The organism is Ferrimonas sediminum, assembly GCF_900100175.1.
In the GTDB taxonomy this organism is placed as follows: Bacteria; Pseudomonadota; Gammaproteobacteria; order Enterobacterales; family Shewanellaceae; genus Ferrimonas; species Ferrimonas sediminum.
Genome location: NZ_FNEM01000007.1, coordinates 100987 through 123132, shown reverse-complemented (window position 1 = coordinate 123132; position 22146 = coordinate 100987). Strand labels below are relative to the sequence as shown.

Below are 22146 nucleotides of genomic sequence, written 5' to 3'. Positions count from 1 at the left end.
GTCTGAGTATCGGAAGCCGCTTAAGCCTTTGGGTGCGGGGCGGTTCTGAGCTAAAATGGCGTCCGCTCAGCATCAACATTAAGTGAAAAATGACAATACGGGTCGCCATTAACGGGTTTGGCCGCATCGGCCGTTCCACCTTGCGAGCGCTCTACGAGAGCGGTTTACGTGAACAGATCGAGGTTGTGGCCATCAATGAACTGGCCTCGCCGGAAGCCATTGCCCACCTGACTCAGTTTGATACGACCCACGGCCGTTTTGGCCAGCAAGTCAGCCTGGGGCAGGACTGCCTCCATGTGGGGGCCGATTGCATCGCCCTGTATCACTGCGACGACCCGGCTGCCTTGCCCTGGGGGCAATTGGCGGTAGACATCGTGCTGGAATGTACCGGCAAGCTCAGCAGCCGCGATGACGCCCGGCGGCATCTGGACGCCGGTGCCGGCAAGGTGCTGTTTTCTCATCCGGCGGCGCCGGATGTGGACGCCACCGTGGTGTTTGGCATCAATGAATCCAGCCTGCGGCCTGAACACCGCATTGTGTCGAATGCCTCCTGCACCACCAACTGCTCGGTGCCGGTGATCACTTTACTGGATGAAGCCTTTGGGATTGAGCGTGGCGCACTGACCACCATCCATTCGGCGATGCACGACCAACAGGTGATCGACGCCTACCACAGTGATTTGCGCCGTACCCGTGCCGCCAGTCAATCCATCATTCCGGTGGACACCAAACTGGCCCGGGGCATCGAGCGCATCCTGCCGCACCTGGCAGACAAATTTGAGGCCATTGCCGTTCGCGTTCCCACCATCAACGTGACGGCCATGGACCTGTCGCTGACCTTAAAGCAGCGAGTCGACATAGCGACCATTAACCGTACCCTGGCCGAAGCCGCCAGCGGCAGATTACGGGGGATTCTGGACTATACTGAATCGCCATTGGTCTCCAGTGATTTTAATCACGATGCGCACTCCAGCATTGTCGATGGCACCCAGACCCGGGTGGCCGATGGCCACCTGGTGAAGTTGTTGCTCTGGTGCGACAACGAGTGGGGTTTTGCCAATCGAATGCTCGACACCTGCCTGGCTATGTCGGCACAGAAGTAGATTTTGATTATGAACTTTACGAGGAAATAAAATGAGCGTTATCAAGATGAAAGAGCTGGCTCTGGCCGGTAAACGAGTTCTGATTCGCCAAGATCTGAATGTGCCGGTGAAAGAGGGCAAAGTGACCTCCGACGCTCGTATTCGTGCGTCTCTGCCGACCATCAAGCTGGCGCTGGAGCAGGGTGCCAAGGTGATGGTGATGTCTCACCTGGGTCGTCCGACCGAAGGCGAGTTTGCCGCCGAATTTTCCCTGCAGCCGGTCGTGGATTACCTCAAAGCCGAGCTGGACTGCCCGGTACGCCTGGCCGCCGACTACCTCGACGGGGTTGAGGTTGCCGAAGGTGAGTTGGTGATTCTGGAAAACGTTCGCTTTAATTCGGGCGAAAAGAAAGACGATGAAACGCTGTCCAAGGCTTATGCGGCTCTGTGTGATGTGTTCGTGATGGACGCCTTTGGTACCGCGCATCGCGCCCAGGCCTCGACCCATGGTGTGGCCAAGTACGCCCCGGTCGCTTGTGCTGGCCCGCTGCTGGCCGGTGAACTGGAAGCCCTGGGCAAGGCCCTGGATAACCCGGCCCGGCCGATGGTCGCCATTGTTGGTGGCTCCAAGGTGTCCACCAAGCTGACGGTACTGGAATCCCTGGCTGGCATCGTTGACCAACTGGTAGTGGGTGGCGGTATCGCCAACACCTTCATCGCCGCTGCCGGCCATCCGGTGGGTAAATCGCTGTTTGAGGCGGATCTGGTAGAGGAAGCCAAGAAGCTGACTTCTGAAGCCCAGAGCCGGGGTGGAGACATTCCGGTACCGACCGACGTGGTGTGTGCCGATAAGTTTGCCGAAGACGCCACGGCGACCTTGAAGCCGGTGGCCGAGGTGTCCGACGAAGACATGATTTTCGATATCGGGCCAGACAGCGCTGCGGCCCTGGCTGAGATTCTGAAATCCGCCGGGACCATCGTCTGGAACGGCCCGGTAGGGGTGTTCGAGTTCGATCAGTTCGGTAAGGGAACCGAGGCCATTGCCCGTGCCATTGCCGAGTCTAAGGCGTTCTCCATCGCCGGCGGTGGTGACACCCTGGCGGCGGTCGATAAGTACGGCATTGCCGATCAGGTGTCCTACATCTCTACCGGTGGCGGTGCCTTCCTGGAGTTCCTGGAAGGGAAGACCCTGCCGGCGGTTGCCATGCTGGAGCAGCGGGCAAAAGCGTAATCTCGTCGCGGCCACACAATAAATATAATCAGGCGCGCAGGAACGCGCGCCTTTAAAAACCTTACATCTATAACAGGAGCCCTTCCATGGCACTAATCTCTTTGCGCCAAATGCTGGATCACGCCGCCGAGCACAACTACGGCGTGCCTGCCTTTAACGTTAACAACCTGGAACAGATGCGAGCCATCATGCAGGCCGCTGAAGCTACCGACAGCCCGGTGATCGTGCAGGCATCTGCCGGTGCCCGTAAGTACGCCCGCCCTCAGTTCCTGCGTTACCTGATGAACGCGGCGCTGGAGCAATACCCGGATGTGCCTGTGTGCATCCACCAGGATCACGGTACCTCTCCGGATGTGTGCCAGCGCTCCATTCAGATGGGCTTCAGCTCGGTGATGATGGATGGCTCCCTGCGTGAAGACGGTAAAACGCCGGCGGACTACGGTTACAACGTTCAGGTGACTCAGCGTACTGTAGCTTTTGCGCACGCCTGTGGTGTGTCTGTTGAAGGGGAAATCGGTTGTCTGGGCAGCCTGGAAACCGGCATGGCCGGTGAAGAGGATGGTGTGGGTGCCGAGGGCATCCTGAGCCACGACCAACTGCTGACCGACCCGGAAGAGGCGGCGCGCTTTGTGGCGGCTACCAAGGTGGATGCCCTGGCGATCGCCATCGGTACCAGCCACGGTGCCTACAAGTTCTCCAAGAAGCCGACCGGTGACGTGCTGCGCATCGATCGCATCAAGGAGATCCACGCCCGCATCCCGGATACTCACCTGGTGATGCACGGCTCCTCCTCGGTACCCCAGGAGTGGCTGGAAGTGATCAACATGTACGGCGGTTCCATTCCGGAAACCTACGGGGTGCCGGTGGAAGAGATTGTCGAAGGCATTAAGCACGGTGTACGCAAGGTCAATATCGATACCGATCTGCGCCTGGCCTCCACCGGTGCGGTACGGAAATTCCTGGCGGAAAACCCGTCCGAGTTTGACCCGCGCAAATTCCTGAAGGCGTCCATGGACGCGATGGCACAGATCTGTACCGACCGCTTTGAAGCCTTTGGCTGTGCCGGCCAGGGCTCTAAGATGAAGCCGCTGTCGCTGCAGGCGATGTACAAGCGCTACCAGACCGGTGAGCTGGACCCGAAAGTCCACATCTAAACCTCTGAGCGATTCGATTGAATAAGCGTCCTGCCTGGCAGGGCGCTTTTTTTATGTCGGAATCAGAAAAGGTGTCTACAAATTCATCATTAGCAGAGGCGTTTGACCTAAGTTGTGATAAATTTGTTGCCATTGAGGCCGGTGGACATTTTTGGCCTCATATTTAGGGAAGCAGTAAAAAAGGAATGCGTGATGAAACAGCTATTTTTGGCCACCGCAATGGCGGCCGTGTCTTGCGGTGTCTGCGCCGCCGATGAGGCCATTGCGCCGTCAGGAAATGTGGAGTTTGGTTTTTCCAGCACCACGGGTAACAGTGAAGTCACCACGGTAAAGGGTAAAGCCGAGTACACCCATTGGCTGGGACAGTTTGAAAACCGTTATCTGCTGGAAGCCCTGTATACGGAAGATGAGGATCAGGTGTCCAAGGAGCGCTATTACGGCGAGGCCCAGACCAACAACCGCTTCAGTGAAACCTCCTACCTGTTTGGCTTCCTGTCCAACGACATCGATAAGTTCTCCGGCTACCGTTACGTGGCCACGGTCGCCGCCGGTTACGGTCATCGCCTCTATCAGGGCGATAAGATGTATCTGGATGGTGAACTGGGTCCTGGTTACAGCTACAAGCGTGTGGATACGGCCCAGGCACCGGATTCGGGCAACGAGTCTTCGGTCATCGCCCGTGCCAACCTGGATTTCTGGTGGGCGTTTTCAGACAACGCCGAATTTAGGCAGAAGTTGTCGTCGGACGTGAGTCTGTCCGGCAATGCCACCATCAGCAAGGCGGAGTCGTCGGTGACGGCCAACCTGGTGGGGGCGCTGGCGATGAAGTTTGCGTTTAACATCAAGCACACCACCAAGCCGGTGGATGACAAAGAGTCTCTGGATACCGAAACTTCTATGACTCTGCTGTATAAGTTCTAGGGCCATTTGGTGGTTGGCGGTCTCCGACCCAGCTGATGGGGTGGCCACTGGGCAGTCGCTTGTTGGCGTCATCCAGCTGTGCCAGCCCTTCCCGCAGGGAGCGGCCCGATGCCAGCCAGGTGGCGCTGATGCGCAGCTCTACCGGTGTGTCCTCGAAGCGTTCGTTGAGCCCTTGGGCCAGGGCCTCTGCCTGACTGGTGCTGCTCTGGCTCAGCAGCACCACCAACTCCTCGCCAAACTGGGCGATGCAGCTGTGGCGTGGGGCCAGCTCCTTAAGGTGCTGCACCACGATGCGCTGATTGATGGCCCAGCTTTGCGGCTGCTGATGGCGGGCGCGGAATTGACGCAGGTTCAACAGTGCTTCCGGCCCGGTGGCGTCCTGATGCATCAACTGCATCTCCCGGAACCCGGCCAGCGGTGGGTTGCTGGCGTCGTCATTGCCTTGCTGAGCCTGTAGGGTGAGGATCAACTGACTCTTATCGTCACCCTGGCTGACGCTGGCTAACCGTGGTTGAATGCCGTGGTGGTGGGTTTTGAGCCATACCGGATGTTGCCACAGGCCGTCGCGGGCGACACTCTGTTGCAGATCGCTGAACTCTATCCCTTCCGGCAGGCTGATCAGTCGGTTCAGTGGTAGCGGCCGATTGTCATCCGCATCCCGCCCCAGACATTCCCTCAAGGTGGCGTTGCACAGCTGCAGATTGAGATCGTTGTCCATCAATGCCAGCCCGACCTGGGTCTGGGTCAGGGAACGGTAGGCGTTCTCCTCGTCAGTAACCGGCTGCAGGTTGGCAATCACCAGCGGGAAGAGGTTATTGCTGCTGCTGTGACGCAGCTCTACCGCCAATGAGCGATCCTGACTGCCCGGCGATAACTGGCCCTGCCACTGTCCTCTTTCCAGGGTGTGTTCCCAGCCGCGCTGGGCGCGATCACTGCCAAACAGCTGATGGAACCACAGCCCCTGGTTGCCGCTGGCTTTGAGTCCCAGCAGGCGGTGGGCCGAGGGGTTGGCCAGAATCAGCTTGCCCGAGGGGGAGAACAGCAGGGTGCTGCCAGCGTGCTGATACAGCTGCTCCGCCACGTCCATCGCCAGCTGGAAGTGGCCCTGCTGTTTCTGCAAACCGTGTTTCTGAATGGTGAGCCAGCACAGGAACAGAATCAGCACCAGCCCCAGGGAGCCGACGATGCGCCGATGGTCCCGGGCCAGCAGCAGCAGTTCATGGTCGTCGAAGTAGCTGACCAGGTAGAAAGGCTCGAAATGACCGGCCTTGATCCTCAGGAACAGAAAGTTGCGATCCTTGATGTTGAGCTGGCCGAACTCCTGCCCCTGAATCTGTGGCCACAGGGTGGCCATCAGCTGCTGATCCTGGTCGCTGAGGCGGGCATTGCCGCCGGTGTGGCTGAGCTTAAAGGCCTTGCCCTCGATGTCGAACAGCAGCAGTGGAATCTCCCCCATCTGGTCGACCCGGTAGAAGGCGCTGAGCACCGGGGTTAGATCGGCGTAGATGGCCGAGTATTCGACCCCATGGGGGTTGGCGGGAACCGGCACCCGCTGCCAGTGGGAGACGCGATGCTGGCCGGTGTCGATCAGCAGTGGCGAGTAGCGGGCCTTGCCCTCCCCCTGGGTTTCCCGGTTGTCTGCCTGGCCCTGATAGTGTGGCCAGGGTGTGAGGGTGCTGGCCACAATCTGATTGTTGCTGTCGTACAGTTCGATGCGTTCAATCGCCTCCAGCTTGTCGGTCAGCCCCTGCAGATAACTCTGTAGCTGCTCGGTATCCAGCTCAGGTGCGTTGAGTAGGAACCGCAGTACGCCGATCTGGGAGATGACCTGGCCTCGGCTCTGCAACGACAGCAGCCGATCGGTGATGCGATCGCTGTACAGCTGAATCTCGGAGAAACGGTGGTTACCCAGCTGCTCTTTCTGAAGCTTGAGGTTGACGCCAAAGGCCCAGCCCAGCGCGACTGCGGTCAGGCAGATGATGATCGCGATCTGTGGCCAGAGCATATCGAACTTGCGGTTGGAGCCGCGCAGTTCCGGCATCGAGTCCAGAAAGGTGGTCAGCTTATGGTTCATTGTTGTTTGCTGTCGACTGAAGGTAGCTCACTGTATCACCAGAATATGCCGTCGGCTATGGGGCCGAATGACGGCGGCGGGGGTCAGCCCACCACGTCCAGGCGGCGGTGTTTGAATTGAACGCCGGCGTCGTCGCAGATGCGCCGGCAGGCGTCGATATCCACGCCTTCAAGTCCGTCGATGGCGGAGACCGAAACCGATTCGATGTAGTTTGGTGCCAGGCGGATAAACTCACGCACGGCGTCGTAGCTGCCCTTGAGTTTGGGCCGGCAATGACGTTCATAGGTGGTTTGATCCTGGGCGTTGAGGGAGACCGACAGGCTGTCGATGCACTCTGCCAGCTCCGGCAGGATGTTGCGCCGGTGGAACAGGTTACCCAGACCGTCGGTATTGAGCCTGGTTTTGCCGCCGGCCTGTTTGATGTGGCGGGCGATGGTCAGCAGCGGTGCCAGATTCAGGGTGGGCTCTCCGTAGCCGCAGAACACGAACTCATCGAACTGGTCGATGGGCGCCAGCAGCGGAATGATCGCCTCGGCGCTGGGTTGATGATCCAGCTTCAACTGATACTGGTGCACCTCGGTGCTGCCGTTGTGTTTGGGGCAAAACTGGCATCTCAGGGTGCAGCGGCCGGTCAGGTTGATGTAGCGGCTGTTGCGAATGTCGTAGACCAATTGGCTCATGGCGGGACCTCAATCGCCCACCGAAGTGGGCGACAATTATAACGAATTACTTTTTCTTGGCTTTTTTGGCTTTCTTCGCCTTGGTGGCCGGCTTTTTCTTCTTCGGTGCACTGGGCTCTTTGGTCTGAGGTTTCAGATCCGGGATCACCCGGCGGCGAATCGGTTCGCCGACATAGCGCTCGATCTTGCCCAGGTAGGGATGATCGTGGGCTTCCACCAGCGAGATGGCACAGCCTTTGGCACCGGCGCGGGCTGTACGGCCGATGCGGTGCACGTAGGTGTCGGCGTGACGGGGCAGATCGTAGTTGAACACATGGGTGATGCCATTGATGTCCAGGCCTCGGGCGGCGACGTCGGTGGCGATCAGTACTCGAATACTGCCATCTTTGAAGCGGGCCACGGCGGCGTCGCGTTTGGCCTGCGGCATTTCACCCTTGAGGCAGTTGGTGCGGATTTTTGCCCGATCCATCTGTGCCACCAGTTTCTCAACCCGCTCCCGGGTGCGGACAAACACCACCGCCTTGGTGCACTCCTCATCCGCCAGCAACCGCTTCAGCAGAGCCAGTTTATGCTGGGCATCGTCGGCCCGGTAGTAGTACTGGATGATCTTCTTGCGCTCGCGGCGTGACGGTTCGGCATCCACTCGCATCGGTTCGTCCAGCAGCTCGCGGGCAAAGCCCTCGATACCCTTGCCTTCCAGAGTGGCGGAGAACAGCATCGACTGCTTGCGCCAGCGGGCTTCGGCGGCGATGCGATCCACATTGGGGCCGAAGCCCATGTCCAGCATGCGATCGGCTTCATCGATGATCAGAATCTCAATGTCGCGGCAGGCCACCTTCTCTTTTTCGATGTAATCCAGCAACCGCCCCGGGGTGGCCACCAGCAGATCCAGGTTTTTGGCCAGCATCTGGTTGTCCTGATCGAAATCGACGCCGCCGGTCAGGGTGCCGGTGGTGATGCCGAGATCGCCGATCAGCTTGTCGGCGTACTCTTTGACCTGAGTGGCCAGCTCCCGCGTCGGAGTCAGGATCAGAACCCGTGGGTGGCCGGGTTCCCGGCGGGGGAAGTCCAGCATGTGCTGCAGTGCCGGCAGCAGGAAGGCGGCGGTTTTACCTGTGCCGGTGGGAGCATTGGCAAGAATGTCTTTTTGCTCCATTGCTGCGGGAATGACCTCTGCCTGAACGGCGGTAGGCTCGGTATAACCCGATTTGGTCAGCGCTCGAATCAGGCGGTTGTCGAGCTCTAGGGTGTCGAAACTCATGTTATTTATCCATTCAGATAGAAGTTGGCCGTCAGGTGTTTGAACTCATCGCTGTACACCCCCTGATGGTGGTGGATGACCAGCTGTGTCTGCTCACAGGTGACGGCCTGACGAGCAAGTTCAAGTAGATACAGTTTATCAGGCTTATGGGCGACGGTTTTTACTGCCGTCAGCCGGCTCAGGTGTAGCGTGCGTTCCGCCATCGCCTGTTGCAGCGAGGCGAGGGCGGTCGCCGGAATCACCAGACTGACTCGCCCCTCGGGGTGCAATCGCGTCACCAGAGCGTCAAGCAACTGGTTAAAGGGCAATCCGTGCCTGGCCCTGGCCCGTTGGGGGCAGGGGGCAACCACTCCGGATTCGAAGTAGGGAGGGTTGCTGATCACGTGGTGATAGCTTTGGGTCTGAGTCCGGGCAAACTCCCCGATCTCCTGTCGAATCACCCTGACCTGGTCTGACCAGGGGCTGCGTCTGGCGTTATCTCTGGCCTGGGCACAGGCGCCGGCATCCAGTTCAACGGCGTCGATGTGAGCCTGGGTGCGCTGGGCGCACATCAGTGCCAGCAGCCCACTGCCGGCTCCCGCATCCAGTATTCGCCCTTGTTGGGGCAGCCTGGCCCAGCTGCCCAGCAAAATGGAGTCGGTACTTACTTTCATGCCGCAGCGGTCGTCATCAATGTGAAACTGTTTAAAGGTGAAGCCCATCTCTATGCCCGCCACAGAACAGGGGGCGAATTCTACCAGATTTGTGACTAAAAACCCTGCGCTTGTGTGCAGATTGAATGTTAATGGTTTGGTGTTACTTGGTTTCATTTCATGGTGAGGCTATTGCGCTCGCTTGTGGTGCGTGGTATTAGTTGCGCTGTGATTTGATGGTGAGTTGAATCGCGCTTTCGAAAAAAGAACGATAAAACAACCAGGGATACTCGCTTTTACCAAACGATTGGTTATAAAAGCCTCAATGAATGAGGCATTAACAGAAAATTAGCTGTAATCGAAAGTTTACACGGGAAGGCTTTCGAGCAGAAAGTTTAAAGAGAGAAGAAGAGGCAAGTTTGGAAAAGCGATTGACAGTAATGGACACCCTGAGTGTCGGCTTTATGACCTTCGCGTTCTTTTTGGGCGCAGGTAACATGATTTTCCCTCCCATGGCCGGATTCCTGGCCGGGGACAACTATTTTCCGGCCATGCTTGGCTTTCTGTGCACTGCGGTGGGGCTGCCACTTCTGGGCCTGATCGCCGTCGCCAAGGCCGGCGGCAGCATTCCGGTGATCACCGCCAAGTTGCCCACCTGGATCGGTGCCACTATCGCCTGTGCCATCTTTATTATTATTGGTCCGGCGTTTGCTGCTCCCCGTGCCGGGCTGGTGGCCTATGAGATGGGGGCGGTACCGTTCCTCAACGGCGACAACGCCACCACCCAGGCGCTGTACTCGGTGATCTTCTTCGGCATCGCCATGCTGCTGGCGCTGTTCCCGGGTAAGCTGGTGGACAGTGTCGGTAAGGTGCTGACTCCGGCGTTGATCGTGCTGTTCGCGATTCTGGCGCTGGCGGCGTTTGCCCTTCCTCAGGATCCCATCGTGGCGGCTCAGGGCGGCTATGAAAGTGGCGCCTTTACCAAGGGTTTCCTGGAAGGCTATGGCACCATGGATGCGCTGGCATCGCTGGTGTTTGGCATGCTGATCGTCGATCTGCTGCGTAAGAAGGGCATCACCGAAAGCGCTCAGCAGGCCAAGTACCTGGGCATCGCTGCCATCATTGCCGCCATCGGCCTCAGCTTTGTGTATGTGCCGCTGTTCTACCTCGGTGCCACCAGTTCGGTGCTGGGTATGGGCGCCGATACCGGCGGTGTCATTCTGACCACCTTCGTGAACCAGGTCTTTGGTTCCTATGGTGTGGTGATGTTGGGTGCGGTGGTGACTCTGGCCTGCCTGACCACGGTGATTGGCTTGCTGTCGGCCTGTTCCGATTACTTCGGTGAATTGATGCCGAAAATTGGCTATCGCGGCTTTGTGGTCATCAATGCGGTGTTTTGTGCCGTGGTGGCTAACGTGGGTCTGAGCCAGCTGATTACCATCAGCATTCCCGTGTTGATGGCGGTTTACCCCATCGCCATGGCTTTGATTGCTTTCTGTTTTGTGCGCCCTTACCTGCAGAATGAGCGCGCCGGCCTGATTCTGATGGTGGCGGTATCGACCCTGTTTGGTGTGATTGATGGCGTCAAGGCGGCCGGTATCAATACCGATGTCCTGAACTTCCTGCCGTTCTATGATGTGGGCATGGCCTGGTTGTTGCCGACTCTGGTGGCGACTTTTGTGGCCCTGTTTGCCAAAGCCAGCCCCCAGCCGGCGATGCGTTAACTCGCGGCCGGCCCGGATTCGGCTGAAACAGAGAACGCGCCACGAACCCGTGGCGCGTTTTTTTATGTCGGTACTCCGGCTTCCCGAGCCAGCTTGAGCGGGCTAAACAGCTCCTGGCGGCAGATGGCCTCGATGTCGGTGTCATCGACCACCGCTGCCATGGTGTCCACCAGGGTGTTCCACTGAGTTTCATCCATGGCCTCTATCAGGCTGGCAAACTCATCGGATATCGGTTGGGCCGGCACATAGTGACGGTACATCTTGACGATGGATTTCAACATGGGCAGGTAGGGAGACAGCTCGGAAGTGGTGGAGAGGGCATCGCTGTCGATCCAGCCGACGGCCACCTTGCCGATGCGATGGGGGCTGAGCAGTTGTGATTTCAGCAGCAACTCCATATCGAAGGCAAACTTGGTTTCCATCATCTCCCGGGTCAGCGGTGCGACGAACTCGCTGCGGAGCATCTTGAAACCACACTGGGTGTCGATGATGTTGTGCAGTTGTGGCAGCAGGCGCTTCCACAGGTAGATAAACAGTTTGCCCCGGTGATTGCGCATCCCCTGTTTAACCACCACCGACGTCGGTTCCCGCCGTGAGCCGCAGGCGATGATGTTGTCGTGGTGGTTCAAGTTATCCACCAGCAGCCCCAGTTGCCCCAGATGGCTCGACAGGTCGGCATCGGTGTAGGCGATGAAGTGGTTTCTGCTCGGCCCGGTGCGGGCGGCGTGCCAGATACCGAAGGCGATGGAGCCGCCCTTCTGGCTGTCGGCGGTGGAGGTCAACGAGGCCGCCGGCCCCTCTTTGGCGGCGATGGCCCGGCTGAGGAAGCGCACCTCGATCTTGTGCCCCAGCTTCAACTCATTGACCCGCTTCTGGGCGCACTGGCCGCTGCGTTCAGGGCAGCCGTCGTCCACCAAAATCATCCGCCAGTCGACGTTGGGCAGATCCTTGCACAGCCACTGCAACTGCTCGCTTTTGTGGCGAATAAAGTCCTCACCATGGGGGTGCTCAATGGAGTTGAGCATTCGCTGGTGTTCTTTATACATGGCAAAAACCACACTTATCTGTGTGTTAGCTCTACACTTCTGTAAGCAGAGTTTGGATATGGCCAGCTTGACGGCCATTTTTGCAGCCAGGGCCTGATGCAGAATCAGCTCCTGCTCCATCGCCTTAAGCTGAAACAGGTCCATCCGCGAGGCGAGTAGCAGCTCGGCCATGGTGGTCAGTTTGGCCAGGTGGTGGCCATCGGTGAGATTGAGCTGGTGGGTCAGCTTGCCCTGCTCGACCATGAGCTGCGTCAAAGTCTCCCTCATAACCCCTCCCTGGGTTGTAGCTGAATGGCTACTTTAACGCTAGGACAGGATTCCGGTTTGCACCAAGATATTTTCTGGAATGATTTGATAGGGTTCGGCCCTGATTCAGCCGTGGCGGCGGCCCGTCGCCTACGGCCTTCAAGCGCAGTGTCATGGCGCCCGAGCGCGACAACAATGTCGCTGGCAGCGAAGGCAGTGTTACCTGCTGCCCTTTTTAATGCACTGCCATCGGCAACAGGTTTGCCACCGGCAGTTGCCATCACTATTTTTATCGGCAACCCGGCTAGCCCTGCAGGCTGCCATTCGATGATAGTGGTCGATTCCAACAGGGCGCTTTGATGTTGGTCTGAAGTCTGGCCAGCTCCGGCGATGCTCTTGAGCGCACTCGGGAGGACGCGCTTACCTCCTCCGTGGCGCTGTTCCTACTCCCTGTTCCAGCTACTTATTTAACTGTAATTCACAATACTTTCAGGTTTGCTGACTGTGGTTTTGTCTACTAGCGTTAGTTAAACACAGCGCAGCGTTACTGACAGGGATGTGGGGCGTTATGAAGCTATTGATTGTTGAGGATGCCATGGATGTCCGTATGGTGCTGGCCGCCGCTCTAAGCCGGTTTGGCCACGAGGTGCTTCAGGCCGCCGATGGCGCCGAAGGGCTGGCAATCCTCCAAAATAACACCAGCATACAGCTGGTGATCTCCGATTGGTCGATGCCGGTAATGGACGGCTTTGAGCTATGTCGACGATTGAAGCAGGAGCAGCAGGTCGAGCGCTTCGTGTATTTCATTATGTTCTCCTCCAATGACGATGAAGAGCGGATCATCGCCGGTCTTGAAGCGGGTGCCGATGACTTTATTGCCAAGCAGGCGCCCAAGGCGGAGCTCAATGCCCGCATTCGCGCCGGTGGCCGGTTGGTCGAGCTGCACAACGAATTACAGCGTAAGCAGGAGAAGCTGGAGAAGGCGTATGCCAGCATCGAGAATGACGTAATGCTGGCGGCAGAGATGCATCATAAGCTGCTGCCGACGATCAGAGAGTTGCCCGGGGTACAGTTTTCCTGGTTGGCCACCAGTTCGGCGTTGCTCGGTGGTGATATGTTTGATTACCGCCGCCTGGATGAGCACCACATCTCGTTCTATCTTCTGGATGTGTCCGGCCATGGGCTGCCGTCGGCACTGCTGTCTTTTACTTTGAAACACGTGATGTCCCCTTCACAGAAGGGGTTCAGTGTTATGAAGCGGGATCTGCCGCAGCCTCCCTATTACGAGATTGTCGATCCCGCCGACGTGGTGGCCACCCTCAATGACCGCTTTCAGTCACAAGGGGACAACTGCCAGTATTTCACCATGGTGAATGCGGTACTCAATGTAAAAACCGGCTTGTTGAAACTGTGCCAGGCTGGTCATCCCGGCCCCTTGCATCAGACCTCTGACGAGGTAATTGAGCATACTCAGAACGGTTTTCCCGTAGGGATGCTGCCGGATTTGGAGTATGGCTCTTATGAGGTGCAGTTGGCCCCCGGGGATCGCATCTATCTGTATTCCGACGGGGTGACCGAATGTTTTAACGCCACTCATGAGGAGTTTGGGGTAACCCGCTTTATTCAGTCTCTGCAGCACCAGCGTGATTTGAGCATGGAGCTGCAGTTGCAGAGCATCAAGGCGCAGCTGGATCGATGGAATGTGGGTCCGGATTTTGACGATGATGTATCAATTCTGGCCGTTGAATGGCTGGGGCTGTAAAGGAAATAAGCGATGGACATGCGAACTGAAAATCGAAATGGGTATCTGATCATCACCCTGAACCAGAGCCGGTTGGATGCGGCGTCGGCTCCGGGGTTTCGAAGCGGTGTAGAGGCCGCTATTGCCGAGGGTCGCCAGCCCGTTGTGCTGGATCTGTCCAGGGTGAATTTTATGGACTCCAGTGGTCTGGGGGCGATGGTGGCCGTATTGAAAACACCAAACTGTGGTGAGCTAAGAATTGTCGGGCTGCAACGGGCGGTGCTGCAGCTGTTCCGTTTGACCCGTATGGACCGCATTTTCCACTGTCATGACGATGTGGCCGCCGCGTTGAAAGCGGTAAAGGCGTAGGAGGGGTAATTGGTGCAAGGTATGATTTTAGGAGCAGGTAAAGGCACTCGGGTTCGGCCGATCACCGAGATGATTCCCAAGCCGATGATCCCGATTCTGCGCCGGCCGGTGATGGAGTCCATTGTGCAGCACTTTAAGCTGCACGGCATCGACGAGATCATGGTCAACACCTGCTATCTGGCGGCCAAGATCGAGGATTATTTCCGTGATGGTTATCAGTACGGAGTGAACCTGTGTTACTCCTATGAAGGGGAGATGCAGGGGGGAAAGCTGGTGGGCAAGGCCCTGGGCAGTGCCGGTGGCATGCGCCGGGTGCAGCAACGCTCCGGCTTCTTTCATGACACCTTTGTGGTGGTGTGCGGCGATGCCTGGATTGATCTGGATCTTACTGCCGCGGTCGCCTGGCACAAGAGCAAAGGTGGCCTGGCGACCATCATCACCAAGTGGATGGCCGCAGACACTCTGCATCGCTACGGAGTGGTGCAGACCGACGATCATGGGCAGGTGCTGGCGTTTCAGGAGAAGCCAGCCAAAGGGACGGCGGTCAGCGACATGGTAAACACAGGTATCTACATCTTTGAACCGGAGATCTTCAACTACATCCCTCCTGAAGGTGAGTATGACATCGGCTCACAGTTGTTCCCCGACTTGGTGCGCCGGCAAATCCCGTTTTACGCTGCCGCATTTGAGTTTCAGTGGGTCGATGTGGGCCAGCTGAGCGACATTTGGCAGGTGACCAGCAGCATTCTTAGGGGAGAGGTGGAAAACTACCCGATTCCCGGCCGTGAAGTGGCGCCGAATATCCACATGGGCATCAACTGCGTAGTGGATCTGGAGGCGCTGGACATTAAGGGGCCCGTGGTGATCGGCAATGGCTGTCGCATTGAAACCGGCGCCAAACTGAGGGGACCGTTGGTGATTGGCAATAACTGCACCATCGAGAAGGGGGCGGTGCTGGAGAACAGCTCGGTGGACGATTACACCTACGTTAGCGGCATTGCCGCTATCGTAGACCGAATGATCTTTCAGGATCACTGCATCGATCATTTTGGCAATCACTTTACCCTGAAGGAGATTGGGGCGCACGAATTGCTGTGTGACAGCCGGATTCAGGATCGTCAGCGCCGGCAATCTCCCCCCTGCCTGATCAGCACCAAATGACAATCAAGGGAGCAAGGCAATGGAATGCTGCATCACTCTGAAAGGCATGGCCAGTTACGATGTGGTGGCCATGATGGCCAAGTCGGTGGCCGCCATGTATGAGCTGTCTGCCTTGCCGCAAGAGGACGCCGGCCTGGTTGAGCTGGCGGTGGCTGAGATTGGCAACAACGTGGTGGAGCATGCCTACGGCAATCGTCCGGGCGGCAGCCTCGAGGTTCATTATCGGCAACAGGCCGACGGCATCGAGATTGTGCTGGTAGACGAGGGCATTGCCATGGCGGAATTGCAACGCCGGTGGGTCATTGAACCACAACTGTTGGCGCCAGACCCAGATGATCCCAGCACCTGGCTGACCAGTGGTCGCGGCCTGGTGATCGTCGACCAGGTGATGGATTGTCAGAGTTACTACCGGGAAAACGAGCGCAACTACTTTCGAATGACCAAACAGGCATAGGGTGGCTGTTGCAACGGATCTCGACCCGAAGGTTCCCCTTCGAACCTGAGGCGATAGCCTTTGATACATAGTTGGCTCTGCCATTGAAACCTCAGGAAGGGCCGAGGAAAAACCAAAGGGACCCGAAGGTCCCTTGAATATAGCGGTGGATTAGTCGATGGCCGCTGGCCGCCACCACCAGTGGTAGAAGCGCTTCAGGCTGCGCTTGAAGTCATCCAGCATCAGGTACAGGCAGGGCACCAGAATCAAGGTGACGGTGGTGGAGAACAGAATCCCGAATGCCAGAGAGGTGGCCATCGGAATGACGATCTGGGCCTGCAGGCTCTTCTCGAAGAAGACGATGGGGGCCAGCCCGAGGAAGGTGGTCAGCGAGGTCAGGGTGATGGCCCGGAATCGCTGAGTCCCTGCCTGGATCACCGCATCCCTGACTTGAGCGCCGGCCTTTCTGGCCTGATTGACGAAGTCCACCATGATCAGCGAGTCATTGACCACCACCCCGGCCAGGGCGATGATGCCGCACAGGCTAAGGACGTTCAGACTCAGGCCGAGTACATAATGACCCAGTGCGGCGCCAATCATACCAAAGGGGATCACCGACATGATGATCAGCGGCTGGCTGTAGGAGCGCAATGGAATCGCCATCAGGGCAAAGATCACAAACAGGGCCAGCACGGCACCTTGTCCCAGGCTGACCAGGGCACTGCTCTCTTCGGCGCTGGCACCGTCCAGTTCGGTATCGACGCCGGGGTAACGTTTTAGCAGCGCCGGCATGTACTCCTCGCTGACCTCCTGGGTGACCTTACCTGGCTCGACGATGGCTTTGTCGGCGCGGGCGGTGACGGTGATGGCACGGCGGCCATCGGTGCGGGTAATGGCACTGTAGCTTTCCGCCAGTTCCACCCGGGCGACGGCAGAGAAGGGCACTTCAACGCCGGCCGGAGTGCGGATGCGCATGTTCTCCAGGTGACCCAGGCTGCGGCGTTCGTTCTCCGGATAGCGCACCATCACCTTGACCTCCTCCTTCTCTCTCAGCATGCGTTGGGCTTCGTAACCATAGAAACCGTAGCGCACCTGGCGGGCCAGATCGGACAGGGTCAGCCCCAGGGATTCGGCCTCGGGTTTAATGGCCAGTCTCAACTCCTGACTGCCGGAGGAGTAGTTGTCGTTGATGTCGTGCAGGCCTGCGTAGCTGCCCAGATGCCGTTTCAGCTCGGCGGCGGCGGCGGCCATCTGTTCCATGTCTTTGCCCTCGAGACGGAAGGCGATGTCGGCGCCGGCACCGCCGGTGGAGCCCTCGATGTCGATGGATTTCACGCCTGGAAGTTCACCGATGGCGTCGCGCCACTGGTTGCTGATCTGCACCGTATCCAGTACCCGGTCTTCACCCTTGGTCAGCTCGATGAAGAAGGAGCCGGAACTGCGGCTGTCAAGATCGGCCAGTACGTGTTTGACCATGGTCTGGCCATACTCCTGTTCCCACTGGGCCTCCAGGTCAGACAACTGCTGTTCCATGTGCTGCAGGGTGATCAGGGTGCTGTTTTCCGAGGTGCCCTGCTCCATGGTCAGCTGGACCTGAATGAAGTCGGAGGGGATGTTGGGGAAGAACACAAATCGAATGTGACCGGCAGCCATCATTGCCATCACCAGAATCAGACCGCTGACAAAACCGGTGAACACGGTATAGCGGCGGCTCAGGCAACGCTCCAGCATCGGTTTGTAGCTGTGCTCGATGTGGTAACGAATCCACAGGTTAAAGGCGTGCTGACGTTTGCCCAGCCAACCCAGCTGCTGTTTCTTCTTCAGTTTTGTGTGAACCAGGTGCGCCGGCAGGATCCACTTGGACTCCACCAGCGAGAAGGCCAGACACAGGATCACCACCCAGCCGATGGTTTTCCAGATCACCCCAAAGGGACCGGGCACCAGCAGCATCGGCACGAAGGCGGCGATGGTGGTCAGCACTCCGAAGGTGGCGGGCATGGCGACCCGCTTGGCGCCAGCGATGACGTTGTCCGTGGTGTGGCCGTGGCGCTCAATCTCACTGTAGGAGGACTCGCCGATGACAATGGCGTCGTCGACCACGATCCCCAGCACCAGAATGAAGGCAAACAGGCTCAGCAGGTTGATGCTCATGCCCAGGGGCGGCATCAGGAACAGGGCGCCGAGGAAGCACACCGGCAGGCCCATCATCACCCAGAACGCCACTTTCAGCTCCAGAAACAGCGCCAGAATGATGAACACCAGCAGGGCACCCATGGCCATGTTTTCCAGCATCATATTGAGGCGGCCTTCCAGGTAGAAGGTGACGTCGCCCCAGTGCTCAATCTCGATGCTGGCCGGCAGTTCCTGCTTGAGCTCGTCAACCTTGTCCCGCACCTGCTCGGAGATGGTCATGGCGTTTTGATCGCCGACACTCTTAATGGACACAAACACCGAGGGTTTGCCGTTGAAGCGGGTGTAGCGCAGGCCTTCGACAAACTCATCCTTGATGTAGGCTACGTCCGACAGCATCACCCGGGTACCGTCACTGCGGGTCAGCACCAGCGTCTGGGCGAAATCGTCGTCGGTGTAGGCCTGGCCCTTGGTGCGCAACAGAATGTCCCCATCCTGAGCGCGAATGGCGCCGCCGGGAAGGTCGATGGAGCTGCGTTGTACTGCCTGGGCCACCTGCTCAAAGGTGAGGCCGTACTCCCTGAGCTTGTTTTCGGACACCTCGATGCTGATCTCATAATCGGGGGCGCCGACGATGTCGGCCCGGCTGACCGACGGCAGGTTGGTCATCTCATCGCGTATGGTCTTGGCCAGCTCCTTGAGCTCGGTCAGGGGGGCATCGCCGTAGATGGACAACCAGATGACGTTCTGCTCGGGGCGGATGCGGTACACCTCAGGCTTCTCGATGCTCTCGGGGAAGGTGGAGATGGTGTCGATGCGCAGTTTGACCTCGTCCAGAACCTCGGCGGGATCGGCTTCGTCTTCCACCTCGATGGTGACGCTGCCGGAGGAGTCTGAGGCTACCGAGGTGACCTTCTTGATCCCCTGAACGTCCTTGATCGCTTCCTCGATTTTAATGGTGATGCCCTCTTCAATCTCCTGGGGGGCGCCGCCGGGGTAGCCGACGGAGACCCGAAGCAGGTTGAGTTCGAAGCGGGGGAACACCTCTTTGTTGATGGTGAAAGTGGCGATGATGCCGCCAATTAGCAGCCCGAACATCAGCAGGTTAGCCGCAACGCTGTTGCGGGCGAACCAGGCGATGAGGCCGCTGCGAGTATCGATATCACTCATTGGCATTGGCCTCCGCACTCAGGCTGTCGCTGACGTTGGTGGCGGGTTCCGGCTCGCCGAGGATCTTTACCTCGCTGCCGTCCTCGAAGGAGTTCAGGGCGGTCAGAGAGATGCGTTCGCCTTTCTTAAGGCTGTCGCGGATGTAGACCGAATTGAGATCGGTGTGGACGACGTCTACCTGACGGCGCTCAAGCCGGTTATCGTCGCCAATCACCATTACCGCACCGTTGCGAACACTGTGGCGCGGCAAGCGGACGATGTTGTTCAGGGTTCGGCCTTCGATCTCGGCATTGACAAAGCTGCCGAATTTCAGCGGACCGGACGCCAGCTGACCCTCTTTGTTGTAGGGATCGTGCAGCTCTGCCACCAGATAGATCATACGGCTTTGTTCATCGATCACCTGCTCGGAACGGACCAGATGCGCCTGCCACTGAACCGGGCCGGTGGCACTGGCCTGAGTCAGAGTAACCGGACTGTTCGGGTTGTCCGGGTTGTTGATGAACTGCAGCTGATCGGCAGCCAGAGGCAGCCGCACTTCGGCGACGTCGGTGCCCAGCACCTCGCCCATCATGACCCCCAGGCTGACGTATTGACCCAGGTCGACCTTACGGCTTTTGATCAGCCCATCCAGGGGCGCTCGAATGACGGTGCGCTCCAGATTGCGCTGGGCGCGGGCGAGGGCGGCCTCGGCAGAGCGCAGCTTAGCCTGTTCCTGAGCCAATTGTGGCTTGCGCAGCCCCAGCTCCGGGGGAATGCCGGCGGTAACCCCTTTCCACTCCTGTTCGGCGACCTTGCCGCGGGCGATCTCCTCTTCCAGTACCGCCTTGGCCTGGGCCAGGTTGGCCTGGGCCTGCATCAGGTCGGCCTGGTAATCGGCGGGTTCGATGCGGGCCAGGATCTGGCCCTGCCTGACTTCGCCACCGGCGATGAAGCTGGGATCCAGCTCTACCACCCGACCACTGACTTCGGCCACCAGTTGGGTCTGGTGACGGGGCTGAACTACGCCGTAAGACTTCATCTTCAGGGTGATGTTGTCACTGCGAATCTCACTGACTTCAATGATCGGCAGGACTTTATCCTGCTCCTTGACTTCAGGTTGGGTTTTGGTGGCGAAGATCACTGCCAGTCCGCCAATCAGCGCTGCAAGGATGATGAAAATAGGCAATAATCGTCGAATCCAAACCGACATAGTCGCGTTCCTTTGTCATAATTTTACGTTATGGTGCCACAGGTTAACAAAATGTTGTCTCCCGAGTCAGAGATATTTGTAAGTGAGTTTTTTTCTTCGGTAATGGGATCGCTTACCTTTGTAATCCAAGGTGTTAGCCGTGTCTGATGCAGAGGTTATCGAGGGCTTTCTGGATCACTTGTGGGCCGAAAAAGGCCTGTCGGATAACACCCTGAACGCCTATCGCAGCGATCTGAATCGATTCCGGCAATTTTTGCAGCAGCGCTCCGTGCCGTTGCTGCAGGTGTCGGAGGAGCCGGTGCGTCAGTATCTGGAGTTTCGTCAACACCAAAAGGTGGCCAAGACCAGTACTGCCCGCAGTCTCAGTGCGCTGCGGCGGTTTTACGGTTACGCCCTACGTCAGGGGCTGTGCGACAGTGATCCCATGGCCCGAATCAAGCAGCCTAAACTGAGCCGCGCCATTCCCGAAACTTTGAGTGAAGACCAGGTCAATGCCCTGCTGGATGAGCCGGATAGGGCCGACCCGCTGGAGCTTCGCGACGCCGCCATGTTGGAGTTGTTGTATGCCACCGGGTTGCGGGTGTCGGAGTTGGTGGGGTTGCAACTGGAACAGGTGGGACTGCGCCAGGGCGTAGTCCGGGTGGTGGGCAAGGGCAGTAAGGAGCGGCTGGTCCCCCTGGGAGAAGCGGCGCTGGAGCTGCTGCTGGAGTACCTCAAGCTTGGGCGGCCGGTGATGCTGGCGGGGCGGGAGTCCGACGTACTGTTTCCCAGCAAACGGGGCCTGCTGATGCAGCGGCAGACCTTTTGGCACCGGATTAAACTGTACGCCAGCCGTGCCGGAATTGGCGTCGCCATCTCACCCCACACCCTGCGCCATGCCTTTGCCACCCACCTGCTTAATCATGGCGCCGATCTGCGGGTGGTGCAGCTGTTGCTCGGGCACAGTGATCTGTCCACGACTCAGATCTATACCCATGTGGCACAAGCGCGGTTACAAAAAATACATGAGCAACATCACCCTAGAGGGTGAATGAGGCTTGGCTAATGTACCCCCATACTGTAATTTCTGCTGACAAGGCCCGGTCTATACTGCTGTGGCATCATGGAGTTTATAAATAATGAAAAAACAGATTTTTTCTCTGCTGGGTATGCTGGCGTTGGTTGCGGGCACCGCCTCAGCGGGAGAAGCGGAAGTCAAAGCGGCACTGGAACAGAAGCTGGGTATGCCGGCAGAAGCGATTGCACCGGGCCCCATTGCCGGGCTGTATGAAGTGGTGACCCCTCAGGGGCTGTTCTACGTCACCGAAGACGGCAGCAAACTGATTCACGGCCAGGTGTACGACCTGAACAACAAGATGGCCAACCTGACTGAGCAGCGGATGGCCAGCGTTCGCAAAGGGCTGTTGGCGAAGGTGGCCGACACCGTCATCGAATTCAAATCCCCGAAAGAGAAGCACGTGGTGACGGTGTTTACCGATACCACCTGTGGCTATTGCCGTAAGCTGCACAATGAGATGCAGTCCTACCTGGATGCCGGCATTACCATCCGTTACCTGGCCTACCCTCGCGGAGGTGAGCGCAGTGGCGCCTGGAAGGAGATGGAGAAGCTGTGGTGTGCCAAGGATCCGAAAGCGGCCATGGGCGATGCCAAAGCGGGCAACAAGCTGCCGACCGCCAACTGCGATAAGGCTTCGGCCATTGCCGAACATTACGCCCTGGGTAACACCTTTGGCGTCAACGGTACCCCGGCACTGGTGCTGGAAGACGGTACCCTGGTGCCCGGTTATCTGCCGGCAGAACGCTTGCAGATGCAGCTGAGTACCCGTTAAGCTGGGACTCCCAGACCGAAGCGGGCTTAGGCCCGCTTTTTTTATTGCCTCCACGCTGTGACCCCGGATTGTG

The 22146-nt window shown here is 58.2% G+C and carries 18 protein-coding genes; 11 read left to right on the top strand and 7 right to left on the bottom strand.

The window, feature by feature from the left end; translation table 11 throughout:
* Positions 1-89: 89 nt before the first annotated feature.
* The 4 genes from epd to BLT77_RS10290 all read left to right on the top strand — a co-directional run bounded on the left by epd (position 90) and on the right by BLT77_RS10290 (position 4388).
* A complete protein-coding gene (gene epd / locus BLT77_RS10305; RefSeq protein ID WP_090365188.1) occupies positions 90-1103 on the top strand; it encodes an erythrose-4-phosphate dehydrogenase in 1014 nt (337 codons plus the stop codon).
* A 31-nt stretch (positions 1104-1134) separates the two neighbouring features.
* The gene (locus BLT77_RS10300; protein ID WP_090365187.1) at positions 1135-2313 is read left to right on the top strand and encodes a phosphoglycerate kinase; all 1179 of its coding nucleotides are present in this window, start codon (positions 1135-1137) and stop codon (positions 2311-2313) included.
* Between the two features lie 86 nt (positions 2314-2399).
* A complete protein-coding gene (gene fba / locus BLT77_RS10295; RefSeq protein WP_090365186.1) occupies positions 2400-3467 on the top strand; it encodes a class II fructose-bisphosphate aldolase in 1068 nt (355 codons plus the stop codon).
* Between the two features lie 192 nt (positions 3468-3659).
* Positions 3660-4388 (top strand): DUF481 domain-containing protein, encoded by a 729-nt coding sequence (locus BLT77_RS10290; protein WP_090365185.1) that lies wholly within the window; start codon positions 3660-3662, stop codon positions 4386-4388.
* Here the strand turns inward: BLT77_RS10290 and BLT77_RS10285 are convergent.
* The 4 genes from BLT77_RS10285 to BLT77_RS10270 form a co-directional block, all read right to left on the bottom strand.
* Complete coding sequence (locus BLT77_RS10285; RefSeq protein WP_090365184.1) at positions 4363-6462, bottom strand: PAS domain-containing protein; 2100 nt, start codon at positions 6460-6462, stop codon at positions 4363-4365. The genes BLT77_RS10290 and BLT77_RS10285 overlap by 26 nt on opposite strands.
* An 83-nt stretch (positions 6463-6545) precedes the next feature.
* Positions 6546-7142, bottom strand: coding sequence for a TatD family nuclease-associated radical SAM protein (locus BLT77_RS10280; protein ID WP_090365183.1), 597 nt, complete (start codon positions 7140-7142; stop codon positions 6546-6548).
* Between the two features lie 46 nt (positions 7143-7188).
* Positions 7189-8403, bottom strand: coding sequence for an ATP-dependent RNA helicase SrmB (srmB, locus tag BLT77_RS10275; RefSeq protein ID WP_090365182.1), 1215 nt, complete (start codon positions 8401-8403; stop codon positions 7189-7191).
* Between the two features lie 5 nt (positions 8404-8408).
* Complete coding sequence (locus tag BLT77_RS10270) at positions 8409-9104, bottom strand: tRNA1(Val) (adenine(37)-N6)-methyltransferase (RefSeq protein ID WP_090365181.1); 696 nt, start codon at positions 9102-9104, stop codon at positions 8409-8411.
* A 350-nt stretch (positions 9105-9454) separates the two neighbouring features.
* On the opposite strand from BLT77_RS10270, the gene brnQ reads away from it, so the two are divergent.
* A complete protein-coding gene (brnQ, locus tag BLT77_RS10265) occupies positions 9455-10759 on the top strand; it encodes a branched-chain amino acid transport system II carrier protein (protein WP_245709918.1) in 1305 nt (434 codons plus the stop codon).
* A gap of 62 nt (positions 10760-10821) precedes the next feature.
* On the opposite strand, the gene BLT77_RS10260 is transcribed toward brnQ, so the two are convergent.
* Entirely contained in the window at positions 10822-12072 is a 1251-nt protein-coding gene (locus BLT77_RS10260) for a glycosyltransferase family protein (protein WP_143026610.1), read from the bottom strand.
* 547 nt (positions 12073-12619) lie between these two features.
* Between BLT77_RS10260 and BLT77_RS10255 the strand changes: the two genes are divergently transcribed.
* Genes BLT77_RS10255 through BLT77_RS10240 form a run of 4 tightly spaced genes read left to right on the top strand, consistent with a single transcriptional unit; the run spans position 12620 to position 15776 of the window.
* The gene (locus BLT77_RS10255) at positions 12620-13813 is read left to right on the top strand and encodes a PP2C family protein-serine/threonine phosphatase (protein ID WP_176819270.1); all 1194 of its coding nucleotides are present in this window, start codon (positions 12620-12622) and stop codon (positions 13811-13813) included.
* Between the two features lie 12 nt (positions 13814-13825).
* Positions 13826-14161: an STAS domain-containing protein gene (locus BLT77_RS10250; protein WP_090365177.1), complete on the top strand. Its 336-nt coding sequence runs from the start codon at positions 13826-13828 to the stop codon at positions 14159-14161.
* Positions 14162-14182: 21 nt separating this feature from the next.
* Positions 14183-15322, top strand: coding sequence for a nucleotidyltransferase family protein (locus BLT77_RS10245; RefSeq protein WP_218126926.1), 1140 nt, complete (start codon positions 14183-14185; stop codon positions 15320-15322).
* 19 nt (positions 15323-15341) lie between these two features.
* Positions 15342-15776 carry an ATP-binding protein gene (locus tag BLT77_RS10240; protein ID WP_090365176.1) on the top strand — a complete coding sequence of 145 codons (435 nt, stop codon included), beginning with the start codon at positions 15342-15344 and terminating at the stop codon, positions 15774-15776.
* Between the two features lie 150 nt (positions 15777-15926).
* On the opposite strand, the gene BLT77_RS10235 is transcribed toward BLT77_RS10240, so the two are convergent.
* Positions 15927-19046, bottom strand: coding sequence for an efflux RND transporter permease subunit (locus BLT77_RS10235; protein ID WP_090365243.1), 3120 nt, complete (start codon positions 19044-19046; stop codon positions 15927-15929).
* A gap of 1 nt (position 19047) precedes the next feature.
* Complete coding sequence (locus BLT77_RS10230; RefSeq protein ID WP_090365175.1) at positions 19048-20244, bottom strand: efflux RND transporter periplasmic adaptor subunit; 1197 nt, start codon at positions 20242-20244, stop codon at positions 19048-19050.
* A gap of 139 nt (positions 20245-20383) precedes the next feature.
* On the opposite strand from BLT77_RS10230, the gene xerD reads away from it, so the two are divergent.
* Both xerD and dsbC read left to right on the top strand, forming a co-directional pair.
* Positions 20384-21274 carry a site-specific tyrosine recombinase XerD gene (gene xerD, locus BLT77_RS10225; protein WP_090365174.1) on the top strand — a complete coding sequence of 297 codons (891 nt, stop codon included), beginning with the start codon at positions 20384-20386 and terminating at the stop codon, positions 21272-21274.
* 88 nt (positions 21275-21362) lie between these two features.
* The gene (gene dsbC, locus BLT77_RS10220) at positions 21363-22073 is read left to right on the top strand and encodes a bifunctional protein-disulfide isomerase/oxidoreductase DsbC (protein ID WP_090365173.1); all 711 of its coding nucleotides are present in this window, start codon (positions 21363-21365) and stop codon (positions 22071-22073) included.
* Positions 22074-22146: the final 73 nt, after the last annotated feature.

Coding starts and splice junctions, on each gene's coding strand:
- epd (WP_090365188.1), top strand. CDS start 90: ATGACAATACGGGTCGCCATTAACGGGTTTGGCCGCATCGGCCGTTCC.
- BLT77_RS10300 (WP_090365187.1), top strand. CDS start 1,135: ATGAGCGTTATCAAGATGAAAGAGCTGGCTCTGGCCGGTAAACGAGTT.
- fba (WP_090365186.1), top strand. CDS start 2,400: ATGGCACTAATCTCTTTGCGCCAAATGCTGGATCACGCCGCCGAGCAC.
- BLT77_RS10290 (WP_090365185.1), top strand. CDS start 3,660: ATGAAACAGCTATTTTTGGCCACCGCAATGGCGGCCGTGTCTTGCGGT.
- BLT77_RS10285 (WP_090365184.1), bottom strand. CDS start 6,462: ATGAACCATAAGCTGACCACCTTTCTGGACTCGATGCCGGAACTGCGC.
- BLT77_RS10280 (WP_090365183.1), bottom strand. CDS start 7,142: ATGAGCCAATTGGTCTACGACATTCGCAACAGCCGCTACATCAACCTG.
- srmB (WP_090365182.1), bottom strand. CDS start 8,403: ATGAGTTTCGACACCCTAGAGCTCGACAACCGCCTGATTCGAGCGCTG.
- BLT77_RS10270 (WP_090365181.1), bottom strand. CDS start 9,104: ATGGGCTTCACCTTTAAACAGTTTCACATTGATGACGACCGCTGCGGC.
- BLT77_RS10260 (WP_143026610.1), bottom strand. CDS start 12,072: ATGAGGGAGACTTTGACGCAGCTCATGGTCGAGCAGGGCAAGCTGACC.
- BLT77_RS10255 (WP_176819270.1), top strand. CDS start 12,620: ATGAAGCTATTGATTGTTGAGGATGCCATGGATGTCCGTATGGTGCTG.
- BLT77_RS10250 (WP_090365177.1), top strand. CDS start 13,826: ATGGACATGCGAACTGAAAATCGAAATGGGTATCTGATCATCACCCTG.
- BLT77_RS10245 (WP_218126926.1), top strand. CDS start 14,183: ATGATTTTAGGAGCAGGTAAAGGCACTCGGGTTCGGCCGATCACCGAG.
- BLT77_RS10240 (WP_090365176.1), top strand. CDS start 15,342: ATGGAATGCTGCATCACTCTGAAAGGCATGGCCAGTTACGATGTGGTG.
- BLT77_RS10230 (WP_090365175.1), bottom strand. CDS start 20,244: ATGTCGGTTTGGATTCGACGATTATTGCCTATTTTCATCATCCTTGCA.
- dsbC (WP_090365173.1), top strand. CDS start 21,363: ATGAAAAAACAGATTTTTTCTCTGCTGGGTATGCTGGCGTTGGTTGCG.